7 protein-coding genes are annotated in these 8515 nt (G+C 64.5%); 2 read left to right on the top strand and 5 right to left on the bottom strand.

Going from position 1 to position 8515, the window contains the following annotated elements:
* Positions 1 to 120: 120 nt before the first annotated feature.
* Positions 121 to 936, bottom strand: coding sequence for a DUF2927 domain-containing protein (locus AC0L3K_RS37800; protein WP_007596475.1), 816 nt, complete (start codon positions 934 to 936; stop codon positions 121 to 123).
* A gap of 69 nt (positions 937 to 1005) precedes the next feature.
* On the bottom strand, positions 1006 to 1584 hold the full coding sequence (locus AC0L3K_RS37805) for a L,D-transpeptidase (RefSeq protein ID WP_007596474.1): 579 nt from the start codon (positions 1582 to 1584) through the stop codon (positions 1006 to 1008).
* Between the two features lie 264 nt (positions 1585 to 1848).
* Here AC0L3K_RS37805 and AC0L3K_RS37810 point away from each other — a divergent pair, with 264 nt between their 5' ends.
* A complete protein-coding gene (locus AC0L3K_RS37810; protein WP_007596473.1) occupies positions 1849 to 3396 on the top strand; it encodes an acetolactate synthase large subunit in 1548 nt (515 codons plus the stop codon).
* A 180-nt stretch (positions 3397 to 3576) separates the two neighbouring features.
* The gene (locus AC0L3K_RS37815) at positions 3577 to 4095 is read left to right on the top strand and encodes a hypothetical protein (RefSeq protein WP_473367979.1); all 519 of its coding nucleotides are present in this window, start codon (positions 3577 to 3579) and stop codon (positions 4093 to 4095) included.
* Positions 4096 to 4140: 45 nt separating this feature from the next.
* Here the strand turns inward: AC0L3K_RS37815 and AC0L3K_RS37820 are convergent, their stop codons facing one another.
* The 3 genes from AC0L3K_RS37820 to AC0L3K_RS37830 form a co-directional block, all read right to left on the bottom strand.
* The gene (locus AC0L3K_RS37820) at positions 4141 to 4707 is read right to left on the bottom strand and encodes a hypothetical protein (RefSeq protein ID WP_354167883.1); all 567 of its coding nucleotides are present in this window, start codon (positions 4705 to 4707) and stop codon (positions 4141 to 4143) included.
* A gap of 22 nt (positions 4708 to 4729) precedes the next feature.
* Positions 4730 to 6331 (bottom strand): hypothetical protein, encoded by a 1602-nt coding sequence (locus tag AC0L3K_RS37825; RefSeq protein ID WP_473367980.1) that lies wholly within the window; start codon positions 6329 to 6331, stop codon positions 4730 to 4732.
* Between the two features lie 263 nt (positions 6332 to 6594).
* Positions 6595 to 8130 (bottom strand): peroxidase family protein, encoded by a 1536-nt coding sequence (locus AC0L3K_RS37830; RefSeq protein WP_473367981.1) that lies wholly within the window; start codon positions 8128 to 8130, stop codon positions 6595 to 6597.
* Positions 8131 to 8515 lie beyond the last annotated feature (385 nt).

Genomic DNA, 8515 nt, shown 5'->3' on the forward strand with positions numbered 1-8515 from the left:
CCCGTCGCCTTGAAACTCTCTCCGGGCTTGGGGCGCGCCCTTCAATCAATGCTTAATATTCGGCCCCAATTTTGCTTTGGCGTGGGCGCCGCCGCAATTGACGGGTAGAGATGAGACTGATTACTCCTTCAGATCGTTGACACGCCTCACCCACACGCGCACATCGGCGAGCACGTCGGGCAGCGCCGCCTTGACCTCCTGTACGGTCATGCCGGCCTTGATGCGGGGATCGTAGAGCAGGTTCAGGATGTACTGGTCGTAGACGTCGAAATAGCCCATCGAGACGTTGTCGTTGAACATGGTCCAGGGCACGCTCGCGGTGTCGTTGATCGGGCCGAGCGATTGCAGCAGCTCCTCATAGGCGCAGTCGAGGAAGGTGAAATCGCCGTTGTCCACGGTGAGGATGACGTCGGAATGCTCGATCTCGAAATTGTCGTTCTTGCGGAAGCCTGACAGGCATTGCGGATCGAGCGAGGTGCGGATCTCGCGGGCCTTCTCCGCACCGTAGAAGCTCGAGATGGTGCGGAACAGATCGCGGTCGCGCACGAGCTTCACCCGCACATTCGCCGCCTCGCTGCTGTCGATCATGGCGATGTCGAGATGCTGCACGTGCTTGCCGATGTCGGCCACGACTTTTGCGAGCTGCGCCTTGCGGTCGGCGCGGTCGCTCTCGGCGAACACGCGCACCGGCCCGTCAAACTTGCGGATGCGGTCGACACGGCCGGCAAGGTGATATTCGGCGCCGAACGCCGTCTTCAGAAAGCCATCGACGATCTCGCCGTCGGTAAAGCTCTTCTTCTCGGCGCGCTGACGCGAGACGATCGCGGGCAATTCCCCCGCGACGGCGATGGTAGCGGTGTCAGGGGCAAACGCGACGGTGGCGAGCGCCAGCAGGGCGATGCGAAAGCCGGACGAAGGCGGGGCTAATGCGCTCATTGCCAAGCGACGCTGCCGTATTCGCGTCGCGCGCACAAGACCGCATATCCACGCGCCCGTCGGTTCCTGCTAGTTGTTCAGCACGACCACGGTGGTGCCGACTCCGACGCGGCCGTAGAGGTCGGTGACGTCGTCGTTGGTCATGCGGAAGCAGCCCGAGGACACCGCCTGGCCGATCGTCTCCGGCTCGTTGGAGCCGTGGATGCGGTAGAGCGTCGAGCCCAGATACATTGCGCGCGCGCCGAGCGGATTCTCGACACCGCCCTTCATGTGGCGCGGCAGGTCCGGCCGGCGGGCCAGCATCTGCGACGGCGGCGTCCAGTCCGGCCATTCCTTCTTGGCGGTGATCCTGTGCACGCCGCCCCAGCGGAAGCCGTCGCGGCCGACGCCGATGCCGTAGCGCAGGGCCTGGCCGTTCTGGAGCACCAGATAGAGCCGGCGCTCCGAGGTGTTCACCACGATCGTGCCGGGGGCGTAATTGCCGTTGTACATGACGGTGGTGCGGGGGACCGGGCTCGAGCCGCCGCGGAAGAAATTCGGGCCGCCGCCCATGATGTCGCGCGAGTCGAACTCCTCGGCGAAGGCGCCGCCGGCGGTGGCCGACAGCAGTGCGATGGCGGCAATCGGCGCGGCAAAATACCGGATCATTGTTCCCCCAGCAAAAAATCGATTCAACTGAAGTTACAGGCCATATTTGCGGGCTTTCCGCAAGCCACGGCCCCGTGAGGGAGGCATCCTTAATGAAGGAAGTTACCAAATCGGCAACCGCGCCAGTTGGAAGAAAACGTTAGTCAAACCGGCGCATCGCTGCGCGGGGCAGGGCGGCGATGCCGGCTATTGCTTTGACGAGACGAGCGAACAATGATTGATCGGACGGATTGTTGGAACATTGCCGGTTGCGGGAGCTGATGGATGAACGGTGCGGAAAGTCTGGTGCGGACGATGGTCAAGGGCGGGGTCGACGTCTGCTTCTCCAACCCCGGCACCTCCGAGATGCATTTTGTCGCAGCGCTCGACCGCGTGCCCGGCATGCGTTGCGTGCTCGGCCTGTTCGAAGGCGTGGTGACCGGCGCCGCCGACGGCTATTTCCGCATGAAGGGCACGCCGGCCTCGACGCTGCTGCATCTCGGTCCCGGCCTCGCCAACGGCCTTGCCAATCTGCATAACGCCAAGAAGGCGAATTCCGGCATCGTCAACATCGTCGGCCAGCATGCCGTCTACCACATCGGCTACAACGCGCCGCTGACCTCCGACATCGAGGGCCTGGCCCGGCCGATGTCGTCCTGGGTCCGCACCTCGCCGGACTCCAAATCGGTCGCCGCCGACGGCGCCGCGGCGATCGCCGCCGCCAAGAGCGCGCCGCCGCAGATCGCGACCCTGATCTTGCCCGCCGACACCGCCTGGAACGAAGCGGATGGCATCGCGGAGGTTCCGGCCGAGCAGCAGCGCGCGAGCTATTCGCCGCAGGCGGTCGAGCAGGCCGCAAAAATCCTGCACGGCGACGGCGAGGGCACGCTGCTGCTGATGACCGGCAGTGCGCTGAGCGAGCAGGGCCTGGCGCTGGCCGAGCGCATCGCCGCCAGGACCGGCTGCACCGTGATGGGCCCGACCTTCCGTCCGAGAATGGCGCGCGGCCGCGGCCGCTTCTCGATCGATCGCATCCACTACGTGATCGACAACGCGCTGCAGATGCTGGCGAGGTTCCGTCACATCGTGCTGGTCGAGTCCGACGATCCCGTGGCGTTCTTCGCCTATCCGAACAAGCCGAGCATCCTCAAGCCCGAGGGCTGCGACGTGCATCGCATGACCTCCTGGGGTGAGAATTCGGTCGCAGCGCTGGAAGCGCTCGCCGGCGCGGTGAAGGCCAGCGCGAAGGACGTCAAGCCGCAGGCTTCGGCCGAACTGCTCAAGCCGACCGGCGCACTGACCCACGCCTCGATCGCCCAGTCGATCGCCTATGCGATTCCCGAGAACGCAATCCTGGTCGACGAATCCCTCACCACCGGCCGCGCCTTCTTCCCGCCGACGGCGGCGGCTGCTCCGCACGACTGGCTCCAGAACATGGGCGGCTCGATCGGCTTCTCGACGCCGCTCTCGATCGGTGCCGCGATCGCCTGCCCGGACCGCAAGGTGATCTGCATGGTCGGCGACGGCAGCGCGATGTACACGATCCAGTCGCTGTGGACGCAGGCGCGCGAAAACCTCAACATCGTCACCATCGTGTTCGCCAACCGCATCTACCAGATCCTGCGCGGCGAGTTCGACAATGTCGGCGCCGGCGAGCCCGGCCAGCGCGCCAACGACATGCTTCGCCTCGACCGGCCGACGCTGGATTTCGTGGCGCTGGCCAAGGGCATGGGCGTGCCCGGCCGCGCCGTCACCAACGCGGACGAGTTCAACAAGGCGCTGGCCGAAGCCGTCGCCGAGCCCGGGCCGCGGCTAATCGAAGTCCAGATGTAGGTCTGGTCGATCGCGCCGCGAATTCCGGCCTCATCCTGAGGAGCCCGCGTACGCGGGCGTCTCGAAGGATGGTGACAGGCGGGATACGGGCCTTCATGGTTCGAGACGCGCGTTCCGCGCTCCTCACCATGAGGGTCCGGTGACGGCGCATCGGAATGCGCGTGATGAGCCGGGGGCAAGATGCAGACCGAGCTGAACAAGATGATAGCGGCGCTCCGGGACTTCTACGCCCACGAAGCATTCCTGTTCGAGAAGGACATAGGGGAGCGTGCCATCACGCACCGCTTCGCCGTGCATCTGGAGAAGCAATTCTCCGGCTGGTCGGTCGACTGCAACTACGACCGGCTCGGCGAGCGTACGCTGCATCTGCCGCACGGCACCATCGTCTCGACCGACGATCATCTGGGCAAGTCGATCTACCCTGACGTCGTGGTGCATCAGCGCGAGATCCCGAACAACCTACTCACCGTGGAGATCCGCAAGGCGAGCAATCACACCGCGCTCGACCACGACCAGCACAAGCTGATGGCGCTGACCGATGCGCATGTCTGGTTCGCCTATTGGATCGGCGTGCTGCTGGTGCTGGACAAGCACCATGTGACGATCTCGGAGGTCTATGTCGGCGGCGTCCTCGATCAGCCGCTGTCGCGCTGGTTCGCGACGCGGCTGGAGGAGATCGGCCTGCGGGCTGCGCGGTAACCAGCGCGCCGAGATTGTCGCCTTCAATTCAGCTATTGCTTTGAGTCATAACCCAAGCGCGATCTCGGCCCATTTCAGCATGCGGTCGCTATTAAGGAATGACAGCACCGCCGGCTCCAGTGACGCGGTCGCGCCCGGTGCGAGCAAGGCCGTCGCGGCGACCATGTCGCAGCGTTGATTGAAGGCGAGTGAGAGCGCGGCCTTGGGGTTCCCCTCGACGCGATAGGCCCTGCTGCGGCCGCGCATCGGACCGACGACGATCTCTCGGCCGGCAGCCGTCGGCGTTGCCTTCCCAATCAGCGCCAGGTCGCCCATCTGTTCGAGGTCGCCGTCGTCGGCAACGCCGGTGGCGCAATTGCAAAAGCCGAGCTTGGGGCGAACGTAGAGCAGGACCTCGCCGCCGCAATCTTCGGCCTTGCAGCGAAACGCCTTTCCTTTCCCCCAGGGATCCGCGCCGAAAGGCCAGTCGATTTCCGTCCACACCGGGCGGACCTCGCCGGAGGCCGCTGTTGCGCGTGCCGGTTCGCCGGATCGCGATATCCAGAGCGCTGCGGCTGCGCAGAGCAGCGCAGTGGCTGCGCTGATTGCAACGAATTTGCTTGTCAGGCGCATGGAAGCTGCCGCGGCACCTTTGCTAATTCTGAGCCATCAACTTTCGTGCGGCCGCGAGGTCCTCCCGCGATGAGTCGCCATTTCTCGCCGTTTCGACGACTTTGGCGTAGTACTGGCGGGCCTTCACAGCATCCCCCGCTTTCTCGGCCGCGTGAGCGGCGCCGATGGTCGCGCCAAATCGGTTCGGCTCCTTGCGCATGGTGCTTTCGAACGCGACCAATGCCTCCGTCGCCATGCCGCGTTCGAGCAGCATGGTCCCGTAAAGCTCGCGTGCGGGAGCAAGCGGACCCGGCGTCACGATGGATTTTTCGGTCTTGTCTTCGGCATCGGCGGCAAGGCGCATCGCTTCCAACGCATCCGCCTGTTTCCCCAAGGCGTTGAGCTGCCAGGCTGTAGCGACCTGCCGCTGAATGTCCACGATTTCGGCCCAATAGGCGTCCTTGTCCTGCTGCAGCTTGTCCCGCAACTCCGCCAGCTTGGCGATGTCCGCCGCTGCAGCGTCTGCATTGCCGGAGCGCGCGGCGCCAAGGGCGCGAGCGAAATAGGTGATCGCATCGACATAGGCAAACCGGCTCGGCTCGACTTTCAGCGCGGCAGCGCCCTGCCAATCACCGCGTTCGACCATATAGCGCGCCTGGCTGGCCGCTATCGCGTAGGGTCCGGCGCGGACAGCCGGCGCATAGCCCGTGGTCGCAATCATATCCGCGATGACCTCGCTGGCTCGGCTGTCCTGCGCAAGCTGGAGCAGGGCGTAGACCATATAGTCGTCGGCATGCAGCTGCTCGCTCGGGTCCTTGCCCTCCTTGGCAGCCTTGGCGGAACGGCTATTGGCGTCGATGGATTCGTTCCAGTAGCCGACGCGCGTGAAAATGTGCGACGGCATATGCAAGGCGTGCGGTGCCGCCGGCGCGATCTCGGAATAGCGCTTGGCAGCGTCGAGTCCTTGCTCTGCGATCGCCGGATAGTCATAGAGATGGATCAGGTAATGCGCGACGCCGGGATGCCGCGGCTGGCGTTTGAAGATCGGCTCCAGGATAGCAGCGCCCTTGAGCTGGTTGGCATAGGTCTTGTCGTTTGGTGACGCCGTGACATTCAGCGTGATGGCGTAGGCGATCTGCGCCTCGTCATCATCGGGATAGCGCGCGGCGACGGCTTCGGTTGCCTTGAGATAGGCCTGCGCCCGCTGGCCAAACGTCGTCTTTTCGTCGCCCGAATAGAAGGCCAGCAGCGCGTCGATATAGTCGCGCTCGCGTTCGCTCTTGGCGCCGAGTGCCTTGGCCTTCTGCAGCGCGACGAGGCCTGCGGTAAGGTTTTCCTTTGGCGCGGGAAAATGCGGATTGTACAGCAGGCTCAGGGCAATGCCCCAATAGGCGATCGCGCATTCCGGATCGGCCTGCAGCGTCTCCTCGAAAATCTCTTTTGCGGGCCGGTACCAGAACGAGTGCTGATAACGCATCCCGCGATCGAAGCGGCGCTGCGCCACCTCGTTGCAGGAGGTCTGGAAGTGCACCTTGCCAAATTGCTCATCGGTCCCGTCCTCCGCGCGTGCGGCAGGCGTGCCGAAAATCGAACCCAGAGCAGCGAGGGCGAGAAGTGAGACGGTTCTCAAGGCAAGCGCGCGCATCGGCCCCTCCGTTTCTGTTCAGAATAAATTTGGTCAGATGGCGCCGATAAAACCGAGAGCGCCGAAGTTCGTACTGCTGAGACGGGCAATGGCAATTGTCTTGCTGAAGGATTTCTCCATTCGCGATGCGAGTCAATAAAAAGCGGACGGATTTGCGTTAGGGAAGCACGCCTGCCAGGATCCATCCGCCCGCCCGTCGAGGCGAGTGGGCCACAAAGGCCGCTCGCACGACGAGCGGCCTTGCATCATCGTCCCTCACCCGCTCAATGCAGCGGATCGCCCTGGCCGAGCGCGTAGGCGACGATGTCCTTCAACGCGAAGCCGGAGCCGGTCACCGGCGTCCATTGCGGGTCGAGCGACAGCACGGAGGAATTGTCTCCGAACATCATGCCGAGGAAGACCTCGGCGACGATGCGACCGCCGACCGGTCCGAGCTGCGGTGTCCTGACCGTGGCGGGCCCGCCGGTAGCGGGGATCGCCATGTCCGTCGCGTTTTGCCGCGCCTCGGCCAGGATGTAAGCCCACAGCGGGCAGTTGCCGGCGAACACGCCGTTCGCGATGCTCGCGATCTTGACTTGCGGATCGCCCGTCCCGGGCTCGTCGACGGCCTTGCCGATGATGATCTCGTCGTCGGTCAGCGGCGTCAGGTTCATCGCCCTGGCGACGGCCTGGCCCGACGGCAGTCCGAGCCGCCAGCTGCGCTCGAGATTGCGTAGCGCCAGCGACGCCGGATTGGAGGCGACTTCCGGGGGCAGCTTGCGCAGCGGGTCCACCAGCGAGGCATCGATGCGATAGGCGAACTGCAGCCGCCTCTTGTTGTCGGGATTGGTGTCGTCGTCCTCGACGCCGTAGGGGCGCGTGTCGAGATCGATGAAGCGGCCCCAATCCATGGCGCGTCCCGGTCCCATCGCACGGAAGCCGGTCAGTGCGTTTTGGTCGGGATTGTTGGGATCGGGGAAGATCTGCAGCAGCATGTTGGCCGCGTCGTTCAGCCGGTAGCCGGGGCGGATCATGGAGTGCCCGAGCCGGTAGGCCGCGACCGAGAACTCGACCGGCATGAACGGATAGGTCTTCCAATGGTAGTAAGCGAGCTTGCTGCGGTCGTAGTGACCCGCGGTCTTCAGCTCGTCCAGCACGCTGGCGTGGACAATACGCGGCAGGAAGTCGTTCAGCACGACGTACTGATAGTGGAATCGAACGCGCTGCTGCACGTCTTCGAACGACAGGCTGTCATTGTCGTCGACCATGCGGTTGTGAAAGCGCAGCATCAAGGCCTGGAATTGCGAGACGATGCTGTTCTCGTCGTTGCGGGGATCGCCGATCAGCGCGCGGCCCTTGAAGCGCGGCAGGTCGACGGCATCGGGCACGCCCGCGCCGGTGACCTTCTCGCCGAGCCGGAATTTGATGCCGTCATACATGTAGGGCTGGTCGTTCGGACCGCGGCCGTAGACATTGTCCATGTCGAGCGACGGCGTGCGGAAGTCGACGAGCCCGTCGGGATCCTGCTGCTTGGTCAGAGAGCTGACCGGATCGAAAGTGATGTCGTGATCGACGAACTGGCCGAAATAAGTGTAGAGCGAAGGAATGCCGCTCTCTTCCGCGTCCGGCCCGTCCTTCGGCCCGTCGAAGCCGGCGATCATCTTGTCGGCGAGCGCCGACAGGTTTGCGATCGTGCCGGAATCGTTCGGGCCGAATTTGGCCGGTGCGAGCTTGCGGAACATGCGGCCGAAGCGGCCTTGCGAAAGCGGCGAACGCGTTGCGTTCAGACCGCGCGGAACAATTGCGTGGCGGCTGCTCATTGAAACACCTTCCTGAAAAGTCGAATGAAACAGATCGGGCTAAAGTTTCTCGCGCTGGGGTTTGCAGCCTAGGCGCGATCACGCCTGCCACGAGCGAGATGGATCACAATTGCCCGGCATCGAAATTTTCGGAAGGTGCGCCTTGCCCGCAAGCCGCGGCTGCGCATCGTGAATTTCTCCGTGGCGATGACGGATAACATTCTCGTCATCGACGGACGCAGGCGGCTTCGCACAGTTTCAATTCGCCGGGGCGTCGGCGAAGCGGATCGGCTTCACGTAGAAATTGTGGCGGGGGGCGCCGCGGGGGGCCCCCCCCCCCCAAGGCGGGGGTGGGGCGGGGGGGGCGGCCACGGGGGGGGGGGGGGGGGGCGCCAAAAAAGCGGGG

This window comes from Bradyrhizobium sp. MI1.10 (assembly GCF_055811035.1).